The sequence below is a fragment of the Woeseia oceani genome (assembly GCF_001677435.1).
GTDB classification, from domain to species: Bacteria; Pseudomonadota; Gammaproteobacteria; order Steroidobacterales; family Woeseiaceae; genus Woeseia; species Woeseia oceani.
The window spans coordinates 194,892-221,552 of the sequence record NZ_CP016268.1 but is presented as its reverse complement, the minus strand read 5'-3'; the positions used below and the strand labels follow the sequence as shown (position 1 = coordinate 221,552).

21 protein-coding genes and 1 tRNA gene are annotated in these 26,661 nt (G+C 58.8%); 16 read left to right on the top strand and 6 right to left on the bottom strand.

What is annotated here, in order from left to right; all coding sequences use genetic code 11:
- Positions 1-2: 2 nt before the first annotated feature.
- Positions 3-2,993 (bottom strand): TrlF family AAA-like ATPase, encoded by a 2,991-nt coding sequence (locus BA177_RS00975; RefSeq protein WP_068611933.1) that lies wholly within the window; start codon positions 2,991-2,993, stop codon positions 3-5.
- 1,096 nt (positions 2,994-4,089) lie between these two features.
- On the opposite strand from BA177_RS00975, the gene BA177_RS00970 reads away from it, so the two are divergent.
- On the top strand, positions 4,090-5,124 hold the full coding sequence (locus BA177_RS00970) for a tyrosine-type recombinase/integrase (protein ID WP_197493252.1): 1,035 nt from the start codon (positions 4,090-4,092) through the stop codon (positions 5,122-5,124).
- Positions 5,125-5,163: 39 nt separating this feature from the next.
- On the opposite strand, the gene BA177_RS00965 is transcribed toward BA177_RS00970, so the two are convergent.
- Positions 5,164-5,240, bottom strand: a tRNA-Arg gene (locus BA177_RS00965).
- 145 nt (positions 5,241-5,385) lie between these two features.
- On the opposite strand from BA177_RS00965, the gene BA177_RS00960 reads away from it, so the two are divergent.
- Positions 5,386-6,393, top strand: a complete 1,008-nt coding sequence (locus BA177_RS00960; protein ID WP_156762627.1) for a DUF2334 domain-containing protein — start codon at positions 5,386-5,388, stop codon at positions 6,391-6,393.
- Between the two features lie 2 nt (positions 6,394-6,395).
- Positions 6,396-7,757, top strand: coding sequence for a GNAT family N-acetyltransferase (locus BA177_RS00955; protein WP_068611927.1), 1,362 nt, complete (start codon positions 6,396-6,398; stop codon positions 7,755-7,757).
- Between the two features lie 134 nt (positions 7,758-7,891).
- On the opposite strand, the gene BA177_RS00950 is transcribed toward BA177_RS00955, so the two are convergent.
- Complete coding sequence (locus BA177_RS00950; protein ID WP_082989737.1) at positions 7,892-9,646, bottom strand: amidohydrolase; 1,755 nt, start codon at positions 9,644-9,646, stop codon at positions 7,892-7,894.
- Between the two features lie 202 nt (positions 9,647-9,848).
- Here BA177_RS00950 and BA177_RS00945 point away from each other — a divergent pair, with 202 nt between their 5' ends.
- The 6 genes from BA177_RS00945 (at position 9,849) to BA177_RS00920 (ending at position 16,983) form a co-directional block, all read left to right on the top strand.
- Entirely contained in the window at positions 9,849-12,335 is a 2,487-nt protein-coding gene (locus BA177_RS00945) for a M1 family metallopeptidase (RefSeq protein WP_068611926.1), read from the top strand.
- Positions 12,335-12,868: a DUF6702 family protein gene (locus BA177_RS00940; protein ID WP_068611924.1), complete on the top strand. Its 534-nt coding sequence runs from the start codon at positions 12,335-12,337 to the stop codon at positions 12,866-12,868. Before BA177_RS00945 ends, BA177_RS00940 begins: the two co-directional genes overlap by 1 nt.
- Before the next feature lie 101 nt (positions 12,869-12,969).
- On the top strand, positions 12,970-13,482 hold the full coding sequence (locus BA177_RS00935) for a c-type cytochrome (RefSeq protein WP_068611922.1): 513 nt from the start codon (positions 12,970-12,972) through the stop codon (positions 13,480-13,482).
- A 42-nt stretch (positions 13,483-13,524) separates the two neighbouring features.
- Positions 13,525-14,664 (top strand): aminotransferase class I/II-fold pyridoxal phosphate-dependent enzyme, encoded by a 1,140-nt coding sequence (locus BA177_RS00930; protein ID WP_068611920.1) that lies wholly within the window; start codon positions 13,525-13,527, stop codon positions 14,662-14,664.
- The gene (locus tag BA177_RS00925; protein WP_068611918.1) at positions 14,661-15,611 is read left to right on the top strand and encodes a Rossmann-fold NAD(P)-binding domain-containing protein; all 951 of its coding nucleotides are present in this window, start codon (positions 14,661-14,663) and stop codon (positions 15,609-15,611) included. The genes BA177_RS00930 and BA177_RS00925 overlap by 4 nt, the downstream gene beginning before the upstream one ends.
- Positions 15,612-15,897: 286 nt before the next feature.
- Entirely contained in the window at positions 15,898-16,983 is a 1,086-nt protein-coding gene (locus BA177_RS00920) for an NAD-dependent epimerase/dehydratase family protein (protein WP_068611916.1), read from the top strand.
- A gap of 55 nt (positions 16,984-17,038) precedes the next feature.
- On the opposite strand, the gene BA177_RS00915 is transcribed toward BA177_RS00920, so the two are convergent.
- From BA177_RS00915 to BA177_RS00905, 3 genes are all read right to left on the bottom strand, one after another.
- The gene (locus BA177_RS00915; protein ID WP_156762624.1) at positions 17,039-18,316 is read right to left on the bottom strand and encodes a mechanosensitive ion channel family protein; all 1,278 of its coding nucleotides are present in this window, start codon (positions 18,314-18,316) and stop codon (positions 17,039-17,041) included.
- 260 nt (positions 18,317-18,576) lie between these two features.
- Entirely contained in the window at positions 18,577-20,088 is a 1,512-nt protein-coding gene (locus tag BA177_RS00910; protein WP_068611914.1) for a YifB family Mg chelatase-like AAA ATPase, read from the bottom strand.
- Between the two features lie 87 nt (positions 20,089-20,175).
- On the bottom strand, positions 20,176-20,490 hold the full coding sequence (locus BA177_RS00905) for an accessory factor UbiK family protein (RefSeq protein ID WP_068611913.1): 315 nt from the start codon (positions 20,488-20,490) through the stop codon (positions 20,176-20,178).
- Positions 20,491-20,723: 233 nt separating this feature from the next.
- Between BA177_RS00905 and BA177_RS00900 the strand changes: the two genes are divergently transcribed.
- From BA177_RS00900 to hemC, 7 genes are all read left to right on the top strand, one after another.
- The gene (locus BA177_RS00900; protein WP_068611911.1) at positions 20,724-21,344 is read left to right on the top strand and encodes a TorF family putative porin; all 621 of its coding nucleotides are present in this window, start codon (positions 20,724-20,726) and stop codon (positions 21,342-21,344) included.
- Between the two features lie 55 nt (positions 21,345-21,399).
- Entirely contained in the window at positions 21,400-21,738 is a 339-nt protein-coding gene (locus tag BA177_RS00895; RefSeq protein WP_068611909.1) for a P-II family nitrogen regulator, read from the top strand.
- A 104-nt stretch (positions 21,739-21,842) separates the two neighbouring features.
- Positions 21,843-23,054 carry an ammonium transporter gene (locus tag BA177_RS00890; RefSeq protein ID WP_068618677.1) on the top strand — a complete coding sequence of 404 codons (1,212 nt, stop codon included), beginning with the start codon at positions 21,843-21,845 and terminating at the stop codon, positions 23,052-23,054.
- 340 nt (positions 23,055-23,394) lie between these two features.
- A complete protein-coding gene (locus BA177_RS00885; RefSeq protein ID WP_068611908.1) occupies positions 23,395-23,877 on the top strand; it encodes a DUF4124 domain-containing protein in 483 nt (160 codons plus the stop codon).
- A 64-nt stretch (positions 23,878-23,941) separates the two neighbouring features.
- Positions 23,942-25,000 (top strand): sensor histidine kinase, encoded by a 1,059-nt coding sequence (locus BA177_RS00880; RefSeq protein WP_197493251.1) that lies wholly within the window; start codon positions 23,942-23,944, stop codon positions 24,998-25,000.
- Positions 24,997-25,743 (top strand): LytR/AlgR family response regulator transcription factor, encoded by a 747-nt coding sequence (locus BA177_RS00875; protein ID WP_068611903.1) that lies wholly within the window; start codon positions 24,997-24,999, stop codon positions 25,741-25,743. The genes BA177_RS00880 and BA177_RS00875 overlap by 4 nt, the downstream gene beginning before the upstream one ends.
- Positions 25,744-25,749: 6 nt before the next feature.
- A complete protein-coding gene (hemC, locus tag BA177_RS00870; protein WP_068611901.1) occupies positions 25,750-26,661 on the top strand; it encodes a hydroxymethylbilane synthase in 912 nt (303 codons plus the stop codon).

Below are 26,661 nucleotides of genomic sequence, written 5' to 3'. Positions count from 1 at the left end.
AGCTAGTTCTGTTGATCACCCCAACGAAGCCGGTAGCGGCGTTCGCGCTCAAGAAACGCCCGCTCACCACCTTCCAAGATCTCGCAAACCGCTTTGCGGATGTCCGGATTCTCCAGGGATCCGAGCTGGTACGAGATTTTGGGTAAACCGCCGCTTTCGCTCTGTCGTGAACTTGCCACTATGATTTGATCGCTGTCGGTGTTCACTACTAGGTTCGCGTTATGCGTAACTACGACAACCTGTCGTCGATTGCTGGCCTCACGAAAGTGTGGCACCAGCTCCTCGAAAACCGAGTTAGGATCTAGGTTCTCCTCAGGTTGATCGACGATTAATGGACGACGGTCGTGCTTGTCTAATACCAGAAACAACAGCAAGAGAACAATTCCACGTGTACCGGGAGAAAGCTGCTCAATTGCAACACTATCGTAGGTAATTCCATACTCGATTTTGATATGTGATGTATCATACAACCAGGCAGCGATAGTTTGAATCCACTCCTTTTTGCTTTCTGGTTCGATGGTGCCGGGTATCGCTCCAACTAGATCTCTTGCAAATTCGGCGCGAAATGCGTCCATGGCGTCTGCGACGTCGTCGGCCGACCCAACGGACCAAGCACTCAACAGCCTTTGCTCCGCCTCAGCGAGCAAGCTCCCACGACCCCTTAAGCGCGATGATCTGCGAAGATCGAACAATTCCTCGCCCGCCTCAACCCAGGCGGCAAGATCAACACACCGACGCACCACAAACTGGAGTTTGGCGAGGCTCCCCGCAGCCTCGGTTAGCTGTGCTGCCAGCGGTGCATAAAGTGATCGTAGTTCATTCTCCTCCTCAATAAGCGTGCTAAACACGTTGAGATACGCTTTGCGCCGAGATGCAATCGCGGCCGCACGTCGGTCCTTTGCTCCAGCCCCCTTGGCAATACCTGCCGCGAGCTTTCGAAGGGCAGCCTCCTGTCGGGTAATTGCCTTTTGCAGCGCTTCGTATTTCTTCTGCTTGTTAGCATCGATCCCTGCGTCCTTCCGTAACTTGTCGCGCTCCTCTGTCAGTGCATTTAGTGGCCAAGCGCCTTCGGGCGTCTTCTTTCGGTCGATGGGATTGGCTGGGTCGCCTTCGCGCGCCTGCTTGATTTTCTTATCGGTTTCTTGAGTGGCCTCGTTAATGACTTTTTCTACGTCACCTTCGAACCCCATGCCAAATGAGGCCCAATGCTCAGCTGACAGTTCCGTCCCAGAATATCGATTCTTCATGTCTGCGAGGCGTGCCGGCTCGGTAACGGTCGCAATTTGCTTAACCTCTGCTTGAAGATCACCAAGTTTTCTCTTTCGCCGCTCCAAACCCTCGATTTTTGCCGTGACTTCGGCATGTGCTTTTTCAAATCGAGCCAGGCGTTTTGCTCTTTGTTCCTTTCCCTTCGGCATCAATCCCATTAGGGCCTTGCGATCAGCTTCGATTCGTTTTTGCTGTATGCCGAGCGATTTTTGCTGACCTGGCAATTCCTCGAGAAGAGATTCTTCCATTACAACTTCATCAGACAACCTGAGAACGGTATCGACTGTTTCCTGTCGGCGGCGACGTATCGGCTCCAGTGACACCTTTGCGAGTTCCTCAAACGAAGCGCTCTCAAGTCTTTGCGTGGGATCGGTTGCTTCGAAAACCACACGTTCCATTTCCTTTCGAAGCTCCGTCGCCAGGCCCGCCGACGAACACAGTTGATCCACGAAATGCTGCGACAGATAGCGTACGCCCTCTTCATCTGTCTCCGTCGCAGCAACTTGCCGCTTTGGATTCAGGTAACCTTCCTGTGTCGTCCCGTCTTTCCACTGAATCTCGACTATCGCATCTCCCAGATGATCAATAGGCACAGACGCGCGTTTGACAAAGGACGATTCGCCCGGCGACCGGGCGATTGCATTCGTGCCTGCAGCAATCATGTCAGCAAGGGCTGTTTTGCCTGATCCGCGAGCACCAATTATTGCGACCAGATCGCTATTCAGCTCGATCTCGCCGTTCTGATGCCACGAAGCGTTATTGGTCTCCACCCTGTCGATCGTATAGGACGCTTGATGATGATCAGGTGGCAACGGACCAATGAAGACACGTTTCTGGGGTTCGATTACGGCCTGCCGAAGGGATTCAAAGTGTAGGTCACCCTTTATCCAACAATTCCGTTCCTTCTTAGGCGCTACCACTTGCGATGGCTGATGGGCATCACAACCGTGCATGCACGGCTTCACTGAGCGGTACGTGCGCTCAATGTAGTCACGATCGGCTCCCGGATTCTTGCCTAACCAGAATTGAATTTGGCTGGGCGTACTTGCGAATATGATGTCTGCAAATCGTTCGATTTCCTGTCTGGTTGTGGCGTAGGAGTCGTCTTTCTGCAGACCAGCCGTACCGTCGTTGCTGCTGCCCGCGACAGCCACTAGACAATTTCTCTGGAGCCATGCTTCCGACTTGAACAGTTTCTTAAGCGCCGGCAGTGTAGTCTTAAACTGATTCGCCCCGGCCCGCAGCGCCGCCATGCTATCTTGCAGCTGTGGATTGTGCGCTCTGCCGAGAGCTTCCAATTCTGCCAGATTGCAACGATAAGTCCGGTCCTGATACTCATACTCCAGCCGACCGAGAATTCTCTCGATTTCAGCGCAGTGTTCTGCATCAGACGGCGAAAACAACAAGTGAAGATTAATTGGTCGTTTTTTCTCCGTCTTGATATCCAAGCGCATCTCAACATTCGGAAAAATGAAATCGACGCCGAGCAATTGCCCGTCGGCCTTTCGCTTGGCAACCTGTTTGTAAGTTTCGACACAAAAATAATCCGTGACGCCTAGCGCACGAACAGGAGGGTCAGCCGTCTCGATTGTCCGTATGTACGTATCCCAGTCACCGCCGAATTGATCGTTACGCAGTGTTCCCGGAGCGTGCAAGTGCGGGTCCCAGCGGTGCCACTCGGAACCCCGCGTGCTCCACGACGTTTCAGTTGACTTTGCCACCATCGCGATTCTCGATTCTGTTCGTGAGCATTAGACTGGCTATCATACGCCGCAATGACCGTTCCAGCGCATCCAAGGCGGAGTTCGACCAGTCTGTTGCTCCAATTGAGCTCTTCGATTGGCCATTCTTTGCTGACATCGTTTCCGATCAATCACAAATATTGTCACAAGTGAGCGAACAATCGAGGTGTTCGCCACACCTCTCAATCAATTGAGTGATCAGAATGCAAACTGGGGCATATTTTTTGTCCCACTTTTAGCTTGCCAGCGCAAAAATTCGGGATTACTGTTTTCGCCGTTAAACCACTTCCGCCCCACGATAAGGCGGCAGCACGGCTCCCGGAGTATGCGGAGCCCGGAGCGCCATTAAAGGGTCGTGAAACAGGCGCCGAGGCAATAGTCGCCGACCCCACTTCGCGTATCTATGCCTTCTCAGCAGGCACTTGAATGCCGGCGCGGTTAATCTCGGCCTGAATTTGGCCAACACACGATTCGTACACAGGTAAGCTCCGGTTCACGCGGAACTATTCGCCTCTGCGTGGCTATCACGTGCCTATACACGCTGATCCGTTCATCGCGCGACCAAGACTCTCTCGGCACCTACACCTCAATGCTCGATGAATTTCGAGACCTCAGGCGGTGCCAATTAGATTGTACTAAGACGGCGAACTAGTAGCGCTTGGAAACTGGGAGTGAGTCGATCAAAACGCTGCGTCCGAACGCAAGTGACCCACACCAATCACGAAAACCACCCACAACGAGGTAACCATGGCGTGTCAACGGACAGTGTAAAACCCGCCACGACTTTGGCAATCCAGCTCCTTCCGCGATTCATCCGCTTTCGCGATGCGCCATTTTACCTTGGCATGGACCGCAATCGCTTCAACGCCGAAGTAAGACCACACCTCACCAAAATCCCGATCGGTAGTCGCGGGATTGCTTTCGACCGACTTGAATTGGATGCCTGGGTGGAGGACTATAAGTCTCGCAACGGGCGTCCCGCCAAAAGGAGTTCGATATGGGACGCAGAAGATCACCCGGCCTCCAGAAAAGAGGCCAAATTTGGTGCATTGACAAGAGAATCAAAGGATACGGAAGATTGGTCGAAAGCTGTGGCACGAGTGACCTCAATGAGGCGGAGCGATACCTAGCGCTGCGCATGGAGGAAGTTCGTCAAGCTACGGTTTACGGCATTCGACCGACAAGGACGTTTCAGCAAGCAGCCCTCAAGTACCTTGAGGATTACCAGCACAAGAAGAGCCTGCAACGAGACATCTATTCGTTGGATCGGGCCATGCCACACATTGGGCAGTTGCGGTTGGATCGCATTCACAACGACACCCTTGCCCAGTATCGCCGGGCCCGTCGCGCAGACGGCGTTTCAGCCGGCACGATCAACAAGGAATTGAGCTGCATACGGCGCATCCTGAACTTGGCCGCCAGAGTCTGGCGGCACGACAACGGCATGTCGTGGTTGGAAGCGCCACCGCTAATCGAGATGGAGCAGGGACCGGTAAAAAAACCGTATCCCTTGAGCTGGGAAGAGCAAGACCGATTCTTCCAGGAGCTGCCTTCGCACCTGCAACGTATAGCCTTGTATAAGGTGAACACCGGTTGTAGGAAACAGGAAGTGCTGCAACTCCGATGGAATTGGGAAGTGCAGTTGCCCGAGCTCAACACGAGCGTGTTTATTTTGCCCATCAACGAGCAGTTCCAGACCAAAAACAGTCAGGAACGAGTGGTCGTGCTCAACACCATTGCTCATCGCGTTGTCGACGAACAACGGGGTAGGCATGCCGAGTTCGTGTTCACTTATCGAGGCAATCCGATCAAGAGCATCCTCAATTCCGCGTGGAAGCGGGCGAGGACGCGAGCCGGTTTGCCGAGTGTTCGTGCACACGACCTGCGGCATACGTTTGGGCATCGGCTGCGTGCAGCGGGTGTTAGTTTTGAGGATCGTCAGGATTTGTTAGGGCACAAGTCCGATCGTATGACAACCCACTACTCGGCACCGGACATCGCACGACTCATCGAAGCGGCGGAAAAAGTGTGCGTTCGTAGACCCAATACGGTGCTACGAATTGCCCCTCACGCAAATCTCACGCAAATAAGGACAGTGGTCGGAACGGCTTAGGAGGACCGTTTATAACACTCTGAAGTTTAAGGGGAAAAATGGCGCGCCCGAGAGGATTCGAACCTCTGACCCCTGCCTTCGGAGGGCAGTACTCTATCCAGCTGAGCTACGGGCGCCTTGGGACGGTGTTGCTCGGCGGTCGGGCCTGACGAAGGCGTACGGGCCTGAGCAAATCGAGCCGGGATTCTAATACATGTCGCGGCGCTTTGCCTGATCGATAGCAATCCCAGTGCTGCACTCCCGAAACCGCACGAGAGTGACGTGCTTCCCAGTAACGCACTGAATTCTTTGGCCAGTCAGGGTGACATGGGTATTCTCAACCGCATGAACGCGCCTTCCTCACCGCCTGACTGGCTGCCGCCTGGCAAGACTGCCGCTGTCTGTTTCAGCATCGACGACGTGCACCCGGCGACATCGCAAGACGATTACGAAACCGGCGGTGATCTGGGCGACGGTGCGCTGGGCCGGGTGGAGACGATGCTGCACCGGCATCCGCAACTCAAAGTCACGCTATTCGTAACGCCCGACTGGCGACCGCGCGGACTGGTGCGCCGGCCTTCCCTACTCACCCGTATTCCGATCGTGCGCGAACACATCATCTGGCCGACCCTGCATCCGGAGGGAAAGATGCGCGTCGACCGGCACGCGGCGTTTGTCGACTACCTGAATGCCCTGCCACGCACCGAGATCGCAATGCACGGCCTGCACCATTTGCACCGTGGCCCGCGCTTTGCTGTTGAGTTTCAGGAGCAGGGTCAGCTCGAATGTGCGGGTATGTTGCGGCAAGGCCTCGACATCTTTATGAACGCCGGACTCAAACATTCCGGCGGCTTCCAGCCACCTGCATGGAATTTGCCGCAAGCGTTGATCCAGGCGCTGGGCGATGAATCGTTTCGTTACGTCAGCTCGGGTCGCGATCTGCTAACACCGGTTTCCCCTGACGCACAAACGGCCATGAGCGGTCTGCGCGGAGTCTCACTGCTTTTTCCACAGGAGCTCGCGCATAACCGGTTGCTGCACTTCAGCGCGAACTTTCAGGCAACGTCCACGCCGCAACGCGCCTTCGACATCATCGATAACGGTGGTCTGCTGTCGATCAAGGCGCACATATTCAAAACCGGCGGCGGGCATACGATGGCCGACGGCCTCGACGATCTGTACTGCAATTACCTCGACTTGCTGTTCACCACCTTGCGTCAGCGCTACGGCGATACGCTCTGGTGGACGTCGATGGGCGACATCAGTGAACGGGTCCACAAGCCGTGCTGAGCATGGCCTGGAACCCCGCAGGCTACGGCGTAGCCGACTACGTGGACCTGCTCAACCGCAGCTTCAACGGCAGTTGGACGCCCGAGCTTTATCGCTGGTACATGGCCCGGCCTTTCGCGGGCAAGACGCCGGACAACGGCGTACTGATGCGCGATGGCCAGCCGGTCTCCGGCGCCGGCGTCGTGTACCGACAGCTGCGTGACCGCGGTGGCCGGATCGTTGACGTCGGTGTGATTACCGGCGCATGGACACTGCCGGAGGCCCGCGGCCATGGCTACTTCACGCAGGTGATGCAGGAGTCAGCGGCGTACGTTGCAGCGCAGGGCTGCGAGTTACTGCTCGGGTTTGTTACCGACGACAATGCCAGCGGCAAAGGCATGCGCCGTGCCGGCGCGTGGATGATTCCAACCACCTACCTGCTCTCCAGCACGACGACGGGCAGCGAGGCCGGCTACCTGAAAGTCCTGCCGTCAGACGCGGGCCCGGAGGAATTGTACGCCCTGCACAATCTGCGTTCGGACGCCACCGGCTACTATTACCAGCACCTGGATGACTGGCGCAGCCAATTCCTTGAACGCACCTATCCCGTCGAAATCTTGCGAGTAGGTGAAGAAACGCTGGCAATCGTTGAACAGGCACCGGGCACTGACCGCTTGCAATGGCTCGGCGGCGACAGCGCTCAGTACGCAGCGTGCCTCGCCAGTTTGGCGGCGCGGGCACAGGCTGCCGATCGACAGTTCTTCGCCTTTGGCTGCGCCCCGTGGCTGGCCGACAACCTTGCCGAAAGAATTCACATGCTCCAGCAGAGCGGGCCGGCGGCAATGTGCCCGAAAGTGGTCCTACGACCGGACGGCAACCTGGCCGAATTGCAGAGTATCGAATACGTCTTGCCATTCGATCTCGGCCGCTCCAGCCTGTCGCCGCAAACTGTCACGTCCGGCACCGCCGTTTACGACCTCGCAGTTCTTGACGAAATCATGAAACACCAAACGCTGTCGGTGTACGGCGAAGATCTGGAAAACGCACTGAACATACTCGGTTCCGGGAAGGACATCGTTTACGATCCGCGACTGGTTTTGGAAACCGACGGCAAGCGCACGTTGTGCGGCTGGTTCTCACAGCGCGTCGGCTGGTCGTTCAGTTTGCTGAAGATCTTCGCGGAACAGGGGAGCAACATTGCCCAAGCCATAGAGCGTTCGGTCGTTGGCATTTACCAGTTCGGCATCTATTTCGGGGTGCTCGGCATGCTGCTCTGGCCGCTGAAACTGTCGAGTATCGTGTTGCTCGGCTACAGCGCCATCAATGGCATCGAGGTCAGGGTAGTCGCAAGCCATGCGACAAGCGCTGCTCAGGCGACCGGCTGAGCAGCCATCGGTGTGCGCTCGATGGCGAAACAAGAGATGCTGCAGCCCAAACGCCACGTACTGTAACCGTGACCATGGCCGAAACCGCCTGACGACGATCTGCTGCTGATCGTCGTCAGGCATCAGGTCAGGGTTCAGTCTTCCGAACTGTACTTGAGCTCGCCACCAACGAAGGTCATGAGCACTTCCGTCGCCGGGATCTTGTCTTCTTCCACCGTCAGCAAGTCGTTCGAGAGCACGACGAAGTCGGCGTACTTGCCGGGCGTCAACGTGCCTTTGACGTCTTCCTCAAACGCAGCAATTGCATTGTTCAGCGTGTAACTCGTCAACGCTTCTTCACGGGTCATGACGTGTTCGGGGTGAAAGCGTTCGCCCTTGACCGTCATGCGGGAAACCGTGGCGTAGTACGACGCAATCGCATCGATAGGCTCAACCGGCACATCCGTACCGTTGCCTATGATGGCGCCGGACTCGATGAGCGTACGCCACGGGTAGGACGTCAAACCCGAACGCGGCTCGCCGAGCCGGCTGGGAATCCACGGGCCGTCCGAGGCGCCGTGTATACCCTGCATCGCCGCAATGACGCCCAGTTCAGCAAAACGCGGCACGTCGGCCGGATCAATGTGCTGGGCGTGTTCGATACGCCAGCGCAGCGGCTTGCCGTCAACCCCCATTTCATCCCAGATGCGCTCGTAAATATCCAGCGTTTCGCGGTTGGCGCGGTCACCAATGGCGTGCGTATTGACCTGGTAGCCGTGCTTGACGGCAACCCGCGCCGTGCCTTCGATATCGGCAACCGGTTCCAGAACCAGGCCGGCGGTATCCGGCAAATCGACATACGGCTCAAGCAACCAGGCGCCGTGCGCACCCAGTGCACCGTCGATCTGCCGCTTGATGGAACGTACGGTCAGGAAATCATTGCCCTCCGACACCATCTTGTAGAACGGCAGCAGCTTGTCCATTTCTTCGTTGGTTTCGCTGCGCACCATGACGTACAGGCGGACTGGCAAAGCGCCCTCTTCTTCCAGCTCCTTGAAGAAGTCGATCGTTTCAAACGACGCGCCGGCATCGTGGAAAGAAGTCACGCCGTGTCGCAAGGCTTCATCGCCGGCCAACATCACACGTTCACGATCAATACGCTCCGACTCTTCCGGTGTCAGACGGTTGTTGTAGACGTTGACGGCGTCGTTGATCAGGCGCTGCGCGGTTTCGCGCAACAGCCCGGTTGCCTTGCCGTTTTCGGCACGAACGATAGTGCCACCGGCAGGGTCCGGCGTATTGTCGTCGACGCCACCGGCTGCCAGTGCCGCATCATTGGCGAAAGCCGCGTGACCGCTCGCATGTCCGAGCAACACCGGGTTGTCTGCGGACACGGCGTTGAGGCTGTCATTCCGTGGCACGCCATCAACAGCATCGTCCGGCACAGAATCCCATTTGTCCTGATGCCAGCCACGACCGAATACCCATTCGCCCGGTTTGGCCTTATCAACCGCAACGGCAACCATGTTGACCACTTCATCCCAGTTCTTGACCCGCGACAGATCCAGTATCTGTTTGGCGCGACCGAGACCCATGTAATGCCCGTGCCCTTCGATAAAGCCTGGCATCACGAAACGACCGTCGAGTTCAACGACGCGGGTTTCCGGGCCAACGTAGGCCGCCATGTCCTCAGTGCTGCCAACGGCGGTGATCTGATAACCATTGACCGCCATGGCTTCGACGTTGCCCAGCGCAGGATCGACGGTGGCGATTTTGCCGTTCAATAACACGAGGTCCGCGGGAGCTTTGCTGTTGGCCGCCGCTGCAGGTGCCGCCGTGTCGTCGGAATTGCCGCTGCAAGCGGCCAGAACTATCGTTAACAGAATTAGTGCGGCTGATGGTCGCGGCATGGTGCTTCCCCCGAAGGCTCATGGAAGCCCCAACTTTCGCACCGCCCCCCGATCATTGCAATTGCCGTCATGATGCGCAGTTGGTATCCGCAGAAACCGCTGTATTTACCGGGAAAGAACCAACAGAAACGTTCCGGAATCTGCTCTGCCGGCAGGGATTTGATACATTGCCCATCGGCAAAATATAACTGTGAGATTACGCATGAGAATCTTTGCGCTACTGATTACAGCCTTACTTGCTGCCAATGCAGCTGCTGACCCCATACGGCAAACCAAAGGCGACTTCTACGACGCATTCCGGCAACTCGATACCGACCTGCCAACAGCCAATGTCTACCGCACGGCATCCGGCGCGCCCGGGCCGCAATACTGGCAGCAACGCGCCGACCACAAGATCAAGGTTCAGCTGGATGAATCGCGACGACGCATCAGTGGCTCGCAGACCGTCACCTATACCAACAATTCGCCAAATCCATTGCGTTACATCTGGCTGCAGCTGGATCAGAACCGCTTTGCTGATGGCTCGCTGAACCGCATGTCGGAAACGGCGGCAGACGCCGCTGGCCGCATGACCTGGAAAGAGCGCGAGACGCCGGATGTACTCACCTACGCAACGCTGGCCGCTCACCAGTCCTATAAAGATGTGGAACACGGCTTTGAGATCGGGAAAGTCGCCGATGGCCGGGGCCGCGATCTGCCCTATACCGTGGTCGACACAATGATGCGCATCGACCTGCCGCAGGCACTGAAGCCGGGGCAGCGCACAGAGTTCTCCGTTGCCTGGTCATTCAACATTATTAATGAAGCCCGTCTGGGTGGTCGCGGCGGCTACGAACACTGGCCCGAGAACGACACTTATATTTACTTCCTTGCGCAGTGGTTCCCACGACTCGCGGCGTACACCGATTACGCCGGCTGGCAGCACAAGGCGTTCCTCGGCAGCGGCGAATTCACCCTCGAGTTTGGCGACTATGAAGTCGAGATCACCGTACCGTCTGACCACATCGTCTCGGCAACCGGCGAACTGCAGAACGAGGCCGACGTATTGACCGCCACTCAGCGCAGCCGACTGCGCGAGGCGCGCAAATCTGACCGGCCCATCTTTATCGTCACGCCGGACGAAGCGCTGGAAAACGAGCGCGACAAAGCCAGTGGCACGAAGACCTGGGTGTTCAAAGCCGAAAACGTACGCGACTTTGCCTGGGCCAGCTCCCGCAAATTCATCTGGGACGCGATGATCCATCGGCAGAACGACGACCGACACCCGGAAGTGCTGGCCATGTCGTTCTACCCCGTTGAGGCCGAACCCATCTGGTCGAAGTATTCGACCCACGCCGTCGTGCACACGATGGAAGTCTATACGCGCTTTTCGTTCGCCTACCCCTACCCGACCGCACAGTCGGTCAACACCTGGAAGAGCGGCGGCATGGAATACCCGATGATCACCTTCAACGGCTATCGGCCGGAACCGTTCGAAGCGGTGGAGGGCGAAACGGTGGCCGATGCACCCGACAAGACCTGGTCGCGGCGCGTCAAGTACGGGCTGATTGGCGTCATCATCCACGAAATCGGCCACATCTATTTCCCGATGACGGTCAACTCCGACGAGCGCCAATGGACCTGGATGGACGAAGGCATCAACAGCTTTCTGGATTACATCGCCGCCCTGGAATGGGAAGAGGACTATCCCGCGTACCGCCCGCACCAGAGCGTGCTCGATATCATCACCGACTACATGGTCAGCGAAGATCAGGTGCCGATCATGACCAACTCGGATTCCGTGTTGCAGCTGGGACCGAATGCCTACTCCAAGCCGACGGCCGCGCTGATCGTACTGCGCGAAACCGTCATGGGCCGCCAGCTGTTTGACTTCGCGTTCAAAGAATATTCCCAGCGCTGGAAATTCAAACGACCGACGCCCGCCGACTTTTTCCGCACAATGGAGGACGCGTCCGGCATCGATCTCGACTGGTTCTGGCGCGGCTGGTTCTACTCCACCGATCACGTGGACATCGCCATCAACGATGTCCGCGAATACCGCGTATCCAGCGGCGATCCTGACATTGAGTTCCCGCAGGATCGCGAGGACTACGCCGGCAAGTACCCGGAGACCTTGTCGCAGGCACGCAATCGACAAGAAGGGCGCGAGACCTACCTCGACCGTCACCCGGAACTGGCCGATTTCTACAACGAACACGACAAGTTCACGCCCAGCAACGCGGATCGTAATGCCTACCAGGATCTGCTCGACGGCCTGGAAGACTGGGAGCGGACCGCGCTGCAGCGCGCAATCGCCGACAATGAATACATCTATTTCATTGATTTCGAAAACATCGGCGGTCTCGTCAGCCCATTGCCGCTGCTGGTCACGAACGCCGATGGCAGCGAAGACTTCATCACGTTGCCGGCCGAAATATGGCGCCGTAACTACCATTCGCTGACCAAGCTGCTGATCCGGGAACAGCCGCTGGCATCCATCGCACTGGATCCCCGCCACGAAACAGCCGACGCGGATTTTTCCAATAATCACTACCCGCGGCGCCTGGAGAAATCGCGCATCGAGTTGTACAAGTCCGCAGACGATACCCGCAACCTGATGGCCGACATGCTGCAGACACTGCGCAAGGCCAAAGGCGGCAATGATGGATCGGCGCGCAAGCTTCCGCTGGCGCCAAAGCGGGTCGAGTGATGCGACGGCCGCAACGGCAGCAATGCGCAGCACTCATTGTGCTGCTGCTCGCGTTGTTGCCAGCCGGTGCACACCGGGCGCCGGGCAGTCTGTCGACGATCGACTTCAATGCCGCCACCGGCATGCTGGAGATCGTGCATCGCCTGCACCTGCACGACGCTGAAATCGGCGTGGCGGCGGTCCTCGACGACCCGCGGTTTTCCCTCAGCCAGCTCGAATCGCGGGCCCGTGCGGCACTTTACGTCGAAGAGCGGTTCCAGATCATGAGCGATGATGCCGTGATCGGGCTACGGTTGGTCGGTGCCGAAATCGCGGGGGATTACCTGATGGTCTACCAGGAGCGCAATGGGCCGCTGCCAGCGAAGATTCGGGTCCGCAATGACATCCTGCGCGATGCGTTCGAGGGGCAGATTAACCAGGTGAACATCGCGAGCGGCACTACGGTACGGACCCTGACCTTTGCCAATGACGATGTCTGGCACACTTTCGAAGTGGACAACGTCGACAATTCGGGCCAATCGGCGACAGAATAGCCGCAAGTGGCGACTGTTCGCCGACAGTTGATATATAATCCCGCACCCCTGAAGTTGGCGCGCGGAATGCGCGGCGAAAAATCTAATCTCGGAGCAGTACCTTGGACCGCGACCAGAAGTTTTACGACATTTATTCCGTAGTAATAGGCGGCCTGGCCCTTTTTGCGCTGGCCATTTTCGTGCTGTCAAAGAAAATGTCCGATATGACTCAGGGGATCTACACGTCATCGGCGGTAGAGTACCAACAGGCCGTTTCAGAGCGCTTGCAGCCGTTTGGCCAGGTATACATGCCCGGCGAGAGCATTCCTGCCGATGAGCCGCAGGTTGCCGAAGCGGCGCAGGCCGATCCGGTCGCCACGACGCTGTCGGGCCCGCAGGTCTACAACGCTGCCTGTATTGCCTGTCATGGCAGCGGCATCGGCGGCGCGCCAACTCTGGCTGACGCGGCCAACTGGGCTCCGCGCGCCGCGCAGGGTACAGACACCCTGCACGACCATGCCGTCAACGGCTACCAGGGCAACGCTGGCTACATGCCGCCCAAAGGTGGTCGTCTGGACCTTTCCGATCAGGAAATCCATGACGCTGTCGACTACATGCTCTCGCAAATCCCCTAGAAATCCAGTGGCGCCGGCAACGTTATTTGCCGGCGTATTTGTGTGACCGGCCTGCCCGATTTCAGGCTGGAGACCCACTTCTCTCGCTGGGAGTTCAAAGCGCGCTTTCACATGACGGCCTCGGATGCCGAGAGCATGTCGCTGGCCGAGTTGCTGGCGATGGCAAATCCGGCGGAGCGCGAGGCATTCGACCAGCTCTGGCTGGGCTATACCGAAACCTGGGGTGATCCCGGCCTGCGCGAACTCATTGCCGACACCTACCAACAACGCACTGCCGCGGACATCCTCTGCTTTGCCGGTGCCAGTGAAGGCATCTTTGCCGCCAATTCCGTGCTGCTGGATAAGGACAGTCACGCAATCGTCGTCACGCCGAACTACCAGTCGCACGAAACCTTGCCGGTGAGCTTTTGCTCGGCGACCGGGGTTCCGTTGGACCCGGACGATCACTGGTCGCTGGACATTGACCGTGTGGCCAGTGCGATTCGTCCGAACACCCGCCTGATGACGATCAACTTTCCGCACAACCCCACGGGCGCAAACCTGCCGCCGGACCGTTTTGCCGCATTGATCGAACTCTGCCGCAAACACGGCATGTATTTGCTGAGCGACGAAATATTCAACGGCCTGGGGCCCAGCAGCACCGAATTCCTGCCGGCGGCAGCGGACGTGTACGAACGCGGCCTGTCCCTCAACGTCATGTCAAAAGCCTGCGGCTTGCCGGGCTTGCGCATCGGCTGGATTGCCTGCCAGGACAGGGAACTGCTCTCGAAGCTGGAACGCATGAAGCACTACCTGTCGATCTCCAACTCGGGCCCCAGCGAAGCACTGACAAAAATTGCGTTGCGTAACCGCGATCGAATCCTTGCGCGCAACTGTGCAATCATCGACGAGAACCTTGTGCACCTGAATGCATTTTTCGCCCGCCATCGGGATCTTTTCGTCTGGCAGCAACCGGACGCATCGTGCATGGGATTTCCGCGGTACAACGGCATCGACGGCGTGGAAGATTTCACTCGCCGCCTGATTGAGCACAGCAGTTTGCTGTTGTTGCCCGGCAGCATTTACCAATCAGCATTGACCAGCACGCCAGCCAATCACTTTCGCATCGGTTTCGGCCGGCGCGATATTGAGACTGGCATTGCGGTCATGGAACAACACATCAATCGCGGTAACCATTCATGATTACGCTGGATCTTGCGGCCATTAAGGCCCATCTGGATATCGACGCTGCGGTCGCAGCCATAGAACAAGGCTACGTCGATTACAGTCTGGGGCGGGCCGACGTGCCGCCGGTTGGCTACCTGGCCGTGCCGGATGGCGAATGCCATATCAAGTACGGGCACATTCAGGGTGGCGAGTTTTTCGTCATCAAGGTGGCAACCGGCTTTTACGGCAACACCGCCCTTGGCTTGCCCAGCAGTGACGGACTCATGCTGGTCCTGTCCGCAAAAACCGGCATGGTGGAAGCCTTTTTGCAGGATGAAGGCCACCTGACCAATATCCGCACGGCAATCGGCGGCATGATTGCCGCGAAATACCTGGCCCCAGTTGAAGTAAGCGGAATCGGCATCATCGGCGCTGGTGTTCAGGCAGAGCTGCAACTGCGGCTACTGAGAAACATCACTTCATGCCGCCGCGTTACGCTCTGGAACAGAAACCGGGCGCGTGCCGAAGCCCTGGCAGAGTCGGTCGGCAGAGATGGTTTCGAGGTTGAAATCAGCGATACCGTGGAAGCGCTGGTACGGGCATCGAACCTGATTGTAACCACGACACCTGCGCAAGAACCGCTCATCGCTGCAGACTGGGTCACTCCGGGCACGCATATCACGGCCGTCGGCGCGGATACGCCAGGCAAGCAGGAACTGGCCACCGAACTGGTCGCTGGTGCGGATATCGTGGTTGTCGACTCAATCACGCAGTGTACGGATCACGGCGAAGTGCAGACGGCCTTTCGCGACGGCCGCATAACGAAAGAGGCGTTGCGCGAACTGGGCGACGTCATTAACAAACCGGACTTGCGCCGACTAAACGACCAGCAAATCAGCATCGCCGACCTGACCGGCGTGGCGGTACAGGATATCCAGATCGCCTCGGCCGTATTCTCCGCGTGGAGAAGTAACAACGGCTAGTTGCCGCCCGACTTCCGTTTTTCCTGCGACTGTCCGCGGCACAGTTTCTGCGTTATCGCTGGCTGCACGACGCTGCCGCGATCGCCGCAAATAATGCTCGCCAAGACTTAACGTCTCCTCCGCGATTAATGCGAGACGCGGCTGCCCGCAGCTGGATGCAACGCCCGGCCCTCTTCCGGGTACACGGTAACTGCTGCTGACGAGCAGGATTGCCGCCGATGTATTGCGAATTGTATTGTCGCCAAAGCTGACTTATGTTGAGCGTCCTAATTCGCGGGAGACAGGCATGACGAATCGTCGGGAATTCATAGGGGCGGGTGTGGCGCTGTTGGCAGCGGCAAGAGCCGGTGCGCAATCCAGCGGCAGCAAGAACGCTGCCACCGCCGCTAGGCCACTCAACATTTTGTTTCTCGGCGGTACCGGTTTCATCGGTCCGCACCAGATCGAACGGGCATTGGTACGCGGGCACAATGTCACGATGTTCAACCGCGGCAACAACAGCGGCTTGTTCGGTGACCGCGTTGAGGAGATTGTCGGCAATCGCGATGTCACGATCGATGCGGGCCTGAAGCCGCTGGCAGGTTCACGTCGCTGGGATGTCGTTGTCGACAATTCCGGGTACGTGCCGCAGCATGTGCAGGATTCCGTGCAATTGCTGAAAGACCGCACCGACCTCTACCTTTACATATCGACACGCGCTGTCTACGACGAAACCAAGGGCACGGTCTTTATGCCGGACAGCCCACTCTGGTTGTCCGGGAAAGCCCCTGACGGCTCAACGTACGGCCCTCTGAAAGCAGAGTGCGATCGAATCGTGCGCCGCGAATTCGGCGACCGGGCGGCGTGCGTCAGACCGCCATACATCGTAGGGCCAGGCGACACAACCGACCGCTTTACCTACTGGGTCGAACGGCTTTATCGCGGCGGCGACGTTGTCTGCCCGCCCGATCCGGACCATGAGGTGCAATGGATCGACGCCCGCGACCTCGCCGAGTTTGTCGTGACCCTGGCTGAAAACCGCACAGGTGGCATTTTCAATTGCGCTGGACCTGCGTCGGTCATGGACAACGAAATGCTCATGCACGCGATGCGTGCGTTTTCTGCGGCACCGACAACTTTGCACTGGCCAATGCGCAAGATGCTGGCCGATGCCGACTTCAATCCGCTGATGTTTGGTTCGCGGGAGGAATCCATCCATGTCGATACCACGACCGCCGTCGCTGCCGGATTGAAATACCGCTCGCTGGTCACAACCGTGCAGGACACCCACAACTGGTGGTGGCAGCAAAGCGCGGAACGGCGCGCGAACGCGCGGCGCTGGCCGTCAGCCGAAACGGAGCGCGCGGTTCTCAGACAAATTCGAAACGCCTAGCCGAACGGCGGCAAGCGGCGGCGTAGCCACCAGCAAGCGACCACAGCGCTCGGTATCAGGCCGTCGTTTTGTTGCTGGCCGCCAGCGTGCGTACGTCATGCCCGGTGGGTGATTCATGCGCACGCAGACCAAATTCCGGGAGCACGGCAAAGACGTGGTCGAAGATATCCGATTGAATGTCTTCGTACTCATTCCAGTCAATCGTACTGGTGAAAGCGTAGATTTCGATGGGCAAACCGTCGCTGGACGGATTCAGTTGCCGAACCAGCAACGTCATGTCCTGACGAATCCGCGGGTGCGCCTTTAAATAAGAAACCAGGTAACCCCTGAACGTACCGACATTCGTCAAGCGACGACCGTTTATGCGAACCGACATGTCCGTCTGTCTGGCAACGTTTGCTTGTTCAATCGCTTCCAGCTTTTGCTGCAAGTAGGTGCTGAGCAGATCCGCTTTTCTGAGCCGCTGCATCAGCTCTTCGTTGAGAAACCCAATGCTACTGGTCTCGATCAGGACACTCCGTTTGATGCGGCGGCCCCCGGCCTCGGACATGCCTCGCCAGTTCTTGAAAGAATCCGAGATCAGTGCGTAAGTCGGGATGGTCGTGATCGTCTTGTCCCAGTTGCGCACTTTGACGGTTGTCAGGGCAATGTCGATGACATCGCCGTCCGCACCGTACTTCGGCATCTCCAGCCAGTCGCCAACCGACAGCATCTCATTGGCGGACAACTGGATACCCGCTACGAGACCGAGTATTGGGTCTTTGAACACCAGCAGCAGGACCGCCGACAACGCACCCAGACCACTCAGCAGTATCAAGGGTGACTTACCCATCAACGCTGAAATTGCCAGCAAGCCGATCAGGACCGTGGCTATCAGCTTTATGGTTTGCAGCAAGCCGCGTATCGGGAAGTTCGTGGGTCCGCCATGCCGGTACAGCACCGTGCGCAGCGCATCGAGCAGCGAGAAAAACGCGAGCAATGCGAACAGCAGTATCCACTGCACGCTCAGGGTATCGATCAGCCGGTACAAAAACGACGATTCTTCCAGCCACAGGCCGGCCTGAATCTGGACGACCGCACCCTGAAAGCCGAAGGAAATGCGTCGAAACAGGTTATTGGCCAACAGCTCACGCTGCCACGTCTCTTCCTGCTGGCCAACGAAGCGTTCCAACACACGGTGCACGAAGCCGTGCAGGAAGATATGCAGGGCCAGGGCGAAGACGCTGATCCACAACACGACGAAACCGTCGAATGCAATCTGCGCGACACTGGGTACGTGCACCTCGAACCAGGCCATCAGGAACTGTTTGAATTCGTTACGCAGGTTTTCCACGCGGATGCTTTCCTACATTTGTGCCGTCAGAGCGTCGCTGGGTATAGCGCCGCCGCCGGGCAAAAGTCGGGCATTGTACTCCAGCGCACCCGCTGTTTCAGGCTACGGCAGGACCTGAGCTGCCTGGCAGGTTTTGTCGGGGAGTCGGACGCCAAGCAATCATTCTGGCGCGCGACGGTCAGAATCATCACCCTCACCGGCGCTGCAAGCACTTGCCGCAACGGACAGAGCAGGCGAGTGCCACAGTTTACCTCGTTGTATTAGACCGGAACTGCCCGGGCCTCCAGGCCGCGCAGGCTGAGTGCTTCCGCGATCGCGTTCACGCCCACGCCGTCGTTGCCGGCGAGATCGGTGATGGTCAGCGCAACTCGCTGCATGCGTTGATGCCCTCGCGGCGACAGACCGTACTGGTCCATCGCGCGTTCGAGCAAAGCACTGGCGTCGTCGGTGAGATTGCAGGCAGCCGCCAGCCGCGCGCCATCCAGATCAGCGTTACACAAGCCGGCGCGTTGCAGCTGCCGTTCGCGCGCCGCTAAAACGCGGGCTGCGACCTCGGCCGTCGACTCGCCAGCCGGGCTGTCGGCTCGCATGCAGGAAGCGGGCGGTCGCTGCACTTTCATTTGTATGTCGATGCGATCGAGCAGTGGCCCCGATATTCGCGCGCGGTAGTTCTGAACGCGGTCCGCGCTGCAATTGCAGTTGCCGCGCGGATCGCCGAGATAGCCACAGGGGCAGGGGTTCATGGCCGCGACCAGCTGGAAGTTGGCCGGGAAATCCGCCTGCGTGCCGGCGCGCGAGATGGTGATATACCCCGATTCCAGCGGCTCGCGCAGCACTTCCAGCACGTTGCGATGAAACTCGGGCAGTTCGTCGAGAAACAACACCCCGTTATGCGCGCGTGATACTTCTCCGGGACGCGGGTCGCCGCCACCACCGACCAACGCCGCTGCCGACGCGGTGTGGTGCGGCGCCCGAAATGGCCGTCGGCACCAGTGCTGCACGTCGGTAGCAACGCCGAGGACAGACGCCACCGCCGCGGTTGCCAGCGCCTGCGCATCCGACATCGGTGGCAACAGGCCTGGCAGGCGTTTTGCCAACATGCTCTTGCCAGTGCCGGGAGGTCCAATGAACAACAGGTTGTGACCGCCCGCTGCCGCAATCTCCAGCGCTCGTTTTGCCTGCACCTGGCCACGAACGTCCTTGAGATCGAGCGTCTCCGGCTCCTGTGCCTGCAACGAGCGACGTGGTTCGGGAGTCAGAGGGCGCGAACCGGACAGATGCGCCGTCACTTCCAGCAATGACCCTGCGCCCAACACCTCGGACGAGGCAAAGGCAGCTTCAACCGCATTGCCACCAGGCACAACGATCCGCTGCCCCGCTTCAGCGGCGCGCAAGGCGGCCGGCAAAACGCCGGGAACACGACGCAACTCACCGTTCAACGACAATTCGCCGAAGAATTCATGGCTGGTCATGAGTTCATCGTTGATCTGGTTGCTGGCCGCGAGAATGCCGAGCGCGATGGCAAGATCGAAGCGCCCACCCGTCTTGCACATGTCGGCGGGACCGAGACTGACGATGATGCGTTCCTGCGGAAAGTGATAGCCGGAGCTGAGAATGGCGCCGCGCACCCGGTCCTTGCTTTCGCGTACCGCGGTTTCAGGCATGCCGACGATGGCAAACGTCGGCAGTCCGCCGGACAAGAACACTTCGATGGTGACCCGCGGCGCATCGACCCCGAGTTGCGCGCGACTATTCAGGAGCGCCAGGCCCATCAGCAAGCCGGGCGGTTGGTGTCGCCGCGCTCAGATTGAATTCGCCGCACTCCCACAATCGCCACTCCCTGGCTTGCCGCGCGGTACTTACTCCGCAGTTTTCTGGCTGCCCGCTTTTTTGCTGGCCTTTTTTTTGACCTTCTTCTTTGCAGTCGGTGCGGCGGCAATGGACTGCTCGTAGGCGGCAAGCCGAACTTCCAGCGCTTCGAGTTTTTCGCGGGTGCGGGCCAGCACGGCTTCCTGCACTTCGAATTCTTCCCGGGTCACCAGGTCCATTCGCTGCAAAGAGCTCTTCAACACGCTGCGAAAGTTTTCCTCCATGTCGTCGCGCACGGTGCGCAGACCCTGGGGAAGCGAGGCGGCGAGGCGCCGCGCCAGACTGTCTATGGATTCTCTTGTCATGCGCGATTGATACCGCAGACACGGCTGCAACGCCAGTCACAAATCCTGTGTTTATGACCGCTTTCGCTGCTCCGCTTTGACTCGCAGGCCGTCCGGGAACGCACCAATACAGTGCCGAAGGCCGCTAGCGGCTTTTGTATATCATTGTTTTTAAACTCTTTTCTGCTTGGCACGATTACTGCTAAGCAAGTGGGTGCACGCGATCACCGCCACCTACCAGAAGGAATGATTTCATGAACAAGACTATCCGCAGCGGCCTGCTTCCGGCATTGCTCTTGCTGGCCAGCACCGCGCAGGCCGAACTCAGCGCCAACGCCGGCTGGGTCAGCGACTATTACTACCGCGGACTGATGCAGCACAGCTCGTCAGCCTCGGCCGGTATCGACTACACGGAAGGCGGCTTCTATGCCGGCACCTGGGGTGCCGATGTCGGCGACGGCATGGAAGTTGACGGCTATTTCGGCTGGGACGGCGAGTACGAAGATTTCACCTTCGGCGCCGGGTTTACCGGCTACTACTACACCGGCGACTTCGACGACACCTATCAGGAAGTGAACCTGCGCTTCGGCTACGGAATTTTTTCGGCTGAATACGCCGTCGGTGAGTACGAAAACTTTGACGGACCGACTCAAGACTACGGCTACTACGCGCTGACCCTCGAAAAGGACGGCCTGTACGGCAAGTACGCCGGTTTCAACAAGGACTTCGACGGCGATTATCTCGAATTCGGCTACGGCTTCAGCGTGGCGGAGCTGGACTTGAGCATCGCACTGATCGTCGCCGATGACCCCGTAACCAGCGATACCGACGAAGCACTGATCTTCGGTATCGGCAAGACCTTTCAAATCAAATGAGCGGCGGCGGTCTCTGACCGCACGCTATCCATAGCTACCTGAACGAGGGACAACAATGAAAATGATTACGGCGATCATCAAGCCGTTCAAGCTCGACGACGTTCGCGAAGCAGTCGCGGAAATCGGCGTGCAAGGCATAACAGTGACCGAAGTCAAAGGTTTCGGTCGGCAGCGGGGTCACACGGAGCTTTATCGCGGCGCCGAGTACGTTGTCGATTTCCTGCCCAAGGCCCGCATCGAACTCGCGGTTGCCGATGAACTGGTTGAACAGATCACGGAAGCGATAGCGAACGCCGCTCGCACCGGCAAGATCGGTGACGGCAAGATTTTTGTTAGCGAGCTGACCCAGGCCATCCGCATCCGCACCGGCGAAACCGGCAACGAGGCTGTTTAAGCCCACCACCAATACCAAGGAGTGCAAACGTGACAGACGTAACGCAACTCGCGGGCCAGGTCACCGAACTGAGCTACGCCCTCGATACTTTCTATTTTCTCGTGATGGGTGCCCTCGTCATGTGGATGGCTGCGGGCTTCACCATGCTCGAAGCCGGCCTCGTGCGAGCGAAAAACACTGCCGAGATTCTGACCAAGAACATTGGCCTCTACGCCATCGCCTGCATCATGTACATGCTGTGTGGCTACTCCATCATGTACCCCGGCGACGAATTCGCAGGCGGCATGCTTGGCAGTCTCGTCACGCTGGGCAGTGGCCTGGTCGGCGGTGCCGACAACAGCGCCGCCGAGGTCATTGCCAGCAATGGTGACACCTATTACTCGAACCTCTCGGACTTCTTCTTCCAGGTTGTGTTTGTGGCGACCGCGATGTCCATCGTTTCGGGTGCGGTTGCCGAGCGCATGAAGCTGTGGTCATTCTTTGCCTTCGCCATTGTGCTGACGGGCTTTATCTACCCGGTCCAGGGTTTCTGGAAATGGGGTGGCGGCTTCCTGCAAACCGCCGGCTTCCAGGACTTTGCCGGCTCCGGGGTCGTGCACATGTGTGGCGCCGCTGCGGCACTCGCCGGCGTCATCCTGCTGGGTGCACGCAAAGGCAAGTTCGGCAAGAACGGTGAGATCAAAGCCATCCCTGGCTGTAATCTGCCTTTGGCCACCCTCGGCATGCTGATCCTGTGGTTGGGTTGGTTCGGATTCAATGGCGGCTCCGAACTCAAACTGAGCGACGTTGGAGAAGCGAACGCCGTTGCCCGCATCTTCGTCAACACCAACATGGCGGCGGCGGGCGGTCTGATTGCGGCTTTGCTGCTGGCCAGGCTCTGGTTTGGCAAGGCCGACCTGACCATGGCCCTGAACGGCGCATTGGCCGGACTGGTCGCGATCACCGCTGAACCGTTGATGCCGACGGCCATCGGCAGCACCCTGATTGGTGCGGTCGGCGGACTGCTGGTTGTGGTTGCGATCGTCGGTCTCGACAAGCTGCGGCTGGATGACCCGGTAGGCGCGATCTCGGTGCATGGCGTGGTCGGCATCTGGGGCTTGCTCGCCGTACCCATCTACAACGATGACGCCGGGCTGGGTCCGCAGTTACTCGGGATTGTGTCCATTTTCACCTGGGTGTTCCTCATGAGCCTGCTGGTCTGGTACCTGATCCGTCTGACGGTCGGTCTGCGGGTCGATGAGCAGCACGAATACGAAGGCGTGGACATCAGCGAGTGCGGTCTGGAGGCCTACCCGGAGTTCACAACGGCCGACTAATCAATATGGGGGTTGCAAACGGTCACTCGTGACCATATGTTCACTGTGTGGCTTCCCCCGCCATGTAACCGGCCTCGCCCCACGGGCAGCTGGTTAAGATTCAGCGGATCCTTTTGGATCCGCTTTTTTTTTGCCTGCGAGCCGCCGGTCGGGTGCCCGACCACGCCTTGTCGAGCCCGCAGCAATCAAGGAATATGCCCCACAATGACCAGATAGCTCACAGCAGCACGTGTGATCCCGATCACGGCATTGTTTATCACTCCGTGCTGTAATACGTTTCCAGTCAATAGCTTAACTTCGCACTGGTGGCGGTAGGCTACTTACACACCGGAACTAGACCATGTCTGCAGACTTTCATCGTATTTTCTATGTATCCCTGCTGAGCGTGCTGTTTGCGTCAGGCGCGGCTGCGGGCGAAATCTACAAATGGACGGATGCAGCAGGCAACGTGCATTACGGAGACCGTCCCGCCGAGAATGCTGCCGCAGAGCGCCTGAACATCCAGTCCCGTCCGACCGACCCGGACCGCATCGCCGCTTTGGCACAAGCCCGGATTGAAGCGCGCAGCGAGGCTCGCGAGCAGGCTGAAGCAACGGGTGCCGGCACAGACGATGACAAGCCGTCGCCGGCCGAACAACGCCGCATCGCGGAAGAGCGTGCCCAGCAATGCGCAACCTACAAGGAACGTCTGCAGAGCTTCCTACAATCCCGGCGCCTGTACCGCGAAGACGAAGATGGCGAACGCATTTACCTGAGCGAGCAGGAAACACTGGCCGCGCGTGAAAACGTGCAGAGCAAAGTCGAGGAATACTGCTCGCCCTGAGCAGTGCGCTACACCTGCCAACAGTCGCGCTACAATGCGCGCTTCTTTTCTGATGGAGACCAACGTGGCCTCTGCAGCCGACGCCGCACGCGAGGACGCACAGGCCTATCTGCCTGATTTCTGCGCCGCAAGCACATTGCTCATCGTGCTGCTGGTAGCAGAACTGGTTGCCATCGTCCTGACGCTGGCCGCGCAAAACGAAGCCGGTACCTTTCTCATTGAACTGGCCAAGATGTCCCTGTACGTGTTGTGGCTGGCATTGCTGAGCTGCGCGGTACTGTGCCGCGCACGTATCTGGGTCGAGCGCTCGGGCAAAACGCGCGGCTTCATCATTGCCTTCTTCCTGCTGGTTGGGTTGTGTCTGTTGCTTGCGGAAATTGCCTGGCAAGTCACCCTTCGTTTTGGTCAAGCCGTCATCATTGACGATACCCATGGCGGCTTCCTGTTCCGGAATTTCGCGATCAGCGCCATCGTGATCGCACTGGCCATGCGCTACCTGTACGTCGCCAGTGAATGGCGGCGCAGTATCGTGCTGGAGGCGCAAGCCCGTATCAGTGCGTTGCAGGCGCTGATACGACCGCACTTCCTGTTCAATACGATGAACACCATCGCTTCGCTGGTGCGCACGGCGCCCGAGTCGGCCGAACAAGCGGTTGAGGATCTGTCGGATCTGCTGCGTGCCAACCTTGGCAGCACCAGCAATCGTGTTGCCCTCAAGAACGAGTTTGAAGTCGCGCGTATTTATCAGCGCATAGAGCAATTGCGCCTCGGTGATCGGCTGACCGTTCGCTGGGATATCGCCAGCTTGCCCATGCGTGCACTGATTCCCAGCCTTACATTGCAGCCGTTGCTCGAGAACGCGATCTACCATGGCATTGAGCACCTTGCGGACGGCGGCGAAGTCACGGTCAGCGGCCAGCGACGCGGTCAGCAACTGCAGATAGAGATTCGCAACCCGCGTGCCGACGCTCAAAGCCGGCCAAGCGGGCACCAGATGGCCCTCCGCAACATTCGCCAGCGCTTCGAACTGGCTTATGCTGGTCGTGCACAGGTTGACGTCGAGGAAACCAGCCAACACTACGCGGTGCGCCTGTTGTTTCCCTATGAAGAGCAGGATGTATGAATATCCTGATCGTCGACGACGAACCGCTGGCGCGACAACGGCTGCGCATGCTGGTTGAAGAGCGTGACGACCTCAAAGTCGTCGGCGAAGCCGCTAACGGCCATGAGGCACTGACACTGTCGCAATCATTGACGCCGGACGTGGTCCTGCTGGACATCCGCATGCCGGGCATCAACGGCATCGAGACCGCCCAGCATCTCTCCAGCAGCAACGCGCCGCCCGCCGTAATCTTTACCACGGCTTACGAGGAATACGCGATCCAGGCATTCGATGCGCACGCGGTCGGCTATGTGCTGAAACCGGTGCGCCGCGAGCGCCTGTACAAAGCGCTCGCGCACGCCGCCAGAATCAACCGGCAATCGCTGCAGGCGCTGCAACAGGACAACGCCGGCGCCGAGCCGCGCCAGCACGTGTGCGCGCGCGTCCGCAACGAACTCAAGCTGATCCCGATCGAGAGCGTTGTCTATTTCCAGGCCGACCAGAAATACGTGCGGGTGCGGCACGACAATGGCGACAATCTGATCGACGATTCGCTAAAATTGCTGGAGCACGAATTCAGTGACCGCTTTGTCAGGATTCATCGCAGCGCGCTGGTATCCTTGGCACACATCGAAGCCCTCGAGAAAATTCCCGACGGCCAGGCGCAGATCCGCTTACGCGGCAATACAAATGATGGCGCGGAACCTCTGCTGGTCAGTCGGCGTCATCTGGCCGAGGTACGCCGACGTCTCAAAGGGAGTTAGGTCGTTTTGCACATCCGTATCGCAACCCGCAAGAGTCTTCTTGCACTTTGGCAAGCTGAGTATGTCGCCGCCGAAATTAACCGAACTGTTCCGAGCGCCACGGTGGAACTCGTGCCATTGTCCACCCGGGGCGATGAGGTGCTGGATCGCAGCCTGCAAAAGATCGGCGGCAAAGGCCTGTTCATTAAAGAGCTCGAAGTCGCGATGCAGGACGGTCGCGCCGATATTGCCGTGCACTCCATGAAAGACGTGCCAGCGGTCATGCCGGAGGGCTTTTGCATAGCCGCCATTCTGCCGCGCGGCAATCCCGCCGACGCGTTGCTGGGTCGCGAAGCCGTGACGCTGAAGACTCTGCCCGAAGGTGCCGTCGTCGGCAGCTCCAGCCTGCGGCGCCAGGCACAGATTCTGGCGGTACGCCCGGACCTGTGCGTCAAACCGCTGCGCGGCAACGTGCAAACCCGGATCGGCAAACTCGATGCCGGCGAATACGACGCAATCGTCCTGGCAGCGGCCGGTCTCGAGCGGCTGGAGCTGGCTGACCGGATCAGCGAAGTTCTGCCGGCGACGACGATGCTGCCCGCCGCGGGTCAGGGCGTCATCGGCATCGAGTGCCTCAGCGACCGCGACGATCTTTGCAGCTTGCTGGCCCGACTGGAGGACCCCGTTACCGCCGTCACCACCCGCGCCGAACGGGCTGTAGCGCACCGTCTCGAAGCCAGCTGCCATTCACCGGTGGCGAGTTACGCCATACTCAACGGCGACGAACTCACACTGGAAGCCCTGGTTGCCCGGGCAGACGGCAGTGAGGTGCTGCGGCAGCAAAGCTCCGGCCGCGCGGCCGATGCGGCCGAGCTGGGAACGGCGCTCGCTGACGTGCTGCTGGCGAACGGCGCCGCCAACCTGCTAGCCGGCAGCTGA

Excerpts from the sequence above, each read along its gene's own strand:
- BA177_RS00950 (WP_082989737.1), bottom strand. The coding sequence starts at position 9,646 with ATGCCGCGACCATCAGCCGCACTAATTCTGTTAACGATAGTTCTGGCC.
- BA177_RS00955 (WP_068611927.1), top strand. The coding sequence starts at position 6,396 with ATGGCCTGGAACCCCGCAGGCTACGGCGTAGCCGACTACGTGGACCTG.
- BA177_RS00875 (WP_068611903.1), top strand. The coding sequence starts at position 24,997 with ATGAATATCCTGATCGTCGACGACGAACCGCTGGCGCGACAACGGCTG.
- BA177_RS00920 (WP_068611916.1), top strand. The coding sequence starts at position 15,898 with ATGACGAATCGTCGGGAATTCATAGGGGCGGGTGTGGCGCTGTTGGCA.
- BA177_RS00895 (WP_068611909.1), top strand. The coding sequence starts at position 21,400 with ATGAAAATGATTACGGCGATCATCAAGCCGTTCAAGCTCGACGACGTT.
- BA177_RS00975 (WP_068611933.1), bottom strand. The coding sequence starts at position 2,993 with ATGGTGGCAAAGTCAACTGAAACGTCGTGGAGCACGCGGGGTTCCGAG.
- BA177_RS00890 (WP_068618677.1), top strand. The coding sequence starts at position 21,843 with ATGGGTGCCCTCGTCATGTGGATGGCTGCGGGCTTCACCATGCTCGAA.
- BA177_RS00905 (WP_068611913.1), bottom strand. The coding sequence starts at position 20,490 with ATGACAAGAGAATCCATAGACAGTCTGGCGCGGCGCCTCGCCGCCTCG.
- BA177_RS00925 (WP_068611918.1), top strand. The coding sequence starts at position 14,661 with ATGATTACGCTGGATCTTGCGGCCATTAAGGCCCATCTGGATATCGAC.
- BA177_RS00885 (WP_068611908.1), top strand. The coding sequence starts at position 23,395 with ATGTCTGCAGACTTTCATCGTATTTTCTATGTATCCCTGCTGAGCGTG.
- BA177_RS00900 (WP_068611911.1), top strand. The coding sequence starts at position 20,724 with ATGAACAAGACTATCCGCAGCGGCCTGCTTCCGGCATTGCTCTTGCTG.
- BA177_RS00945 (WP_068611926.1), top strand. The coding sequence starts at position 9,849 with ATGAGAATCTTTGCGCTACTGATTACAGCCTTACTTGCTGCCAATGCA.
- BA177_RS00910 (WP_068611914.1), bottom strand. The coding sequence starts at position 20,088 with ATGGGCCTGGCGCTCCTGAATAGTCGCGCGCAACTCGGGGTCGATGCG.
- BA177_RS00940 (WP_068611924.1), top strand. The coding sequence starts at position 12,335 with ATGCGACGGCCGCAACGGCAGCAATGCGCAGCACTCATTGTGCTGCTG.